Source organism: Streptococcus suis (assembly GCF_002964575.1).
In the GTDB taxonomy this organism is placed as follows: domain Bacteria; phylum Bacillota; class Bacilli; order Lactobacillales; family Streptococcaceae; genus Streptococcus; species Streptococcus suis_R.
The window spans coordinates 1-877 of record NZ_POQQ01000052.1 but is presented as its reverse complement, the minus strand read 5'-3'; the positions used below and the strand labels follow the sequence as shown (position 1 = coordinate 877).

1 protein-coding gene and 1 pseudogene are annotated in these 877 nt (G+C 36.8%); both read right to left on the bottom strand.

What is annotated here, in order from left to right:
* Window positions 1–441 precede the first annotated feature (441 nt).
* Window positions 442–624: a hypothetical protein gene (locus tag C1E58_RS07295; RefSeq protein ID WP_105141041.1), complete on the bottom strand. Its 183-nt coding sequence runs from the start codon at window positions 622–624 to the stop codon at window positions 442–444.
* Window positions 617–877: pseudogene (locus C1E58_RS07290) on the bottom strand (replication protein RepB); the annotation flags it as partial. The pseudogene C1E58_RS07290 and the gene C1E58_RS07295, both read right to left, overlap by 8 nt.

The window sequence follows — 877 nt, the reverse complement described above, 5'->3', positions numbered from 1 at the left end:
AAACGATTTTAGAGGGGTCTAAAGTTTAATCGTGGCAAGCAACGGGTTTGTCAGGACAAACCCCAAAATCGGAGATTTTGACTTGTTAGGGAAACCCTAAAACCCTCTCAAAGTTTTTCTTTGAGTTTGTCGCTCCGCTCGATTATTTTTCTTTTCCTCCAAGAGAATTTTTATTTTTGACGAAATTTATTTTCGGCGAAAATAAAAATCCCACGAGCAAAGCGAGTGCAAAATCGAACGCAGTGACAAAAAAGTGATCTGCAAGTCTCTGACTTCGCAGACACTTTTTGAAAAGGTCTTAGGATTTTGTCCTAACAAGTTTTGGCGTTTGTCCTGACAAACCCGTTGCTTGCCTGAAATAAAAAACAAGTATTTCTAGCCTAGGATTTTTCAAAAAAATAAAGAAGAACCACCCTAACAGGTGGTGTTTTTTATTTTTTATCAGACCTCACGAAAAATTTTTTGCAACTTTGCTAAAGATTCAATTTCTCTATTCGTCTTTGCTACACCCTCAAAAACCAAAGACTGTAACAAAGCAATATCATCTTCCGTTAAATAAAATTCATCTCCCTGAAGATACAAACGAAAAGTTTTATCGTTATATTTCCTAAGCTCCTCAGTCATTTTTCTGCCCCTCGATATTCATTTTAACCCCTTGCTTATTCCGTTGATAAGCCCCATCAAACAGCAACTTCATGAATCCAGTTTTTCCTGCGATAACCTCATTGACCAAATTGATTGTCAATCCATAAGCCTCTCCGTTCTCATCGATAAAGTCATATAAATCAAAAATATTTTGAAGTGTATATGCTCGAATCAATGAAACAACCACGTTGAAAAGTTCTCCTTTTTCCTCGACATCCAACGTCACATAGCG

Excerpts from the sequence above, each read along its gene's own strand:
- C1E58_RS07295 (WP_105141041.1), bottom strand. The coding sequence starts at position 624 with ATGACTGAGGAGCTTAGGAAATATAACGATAAAACTTTTCGTTTGTAT.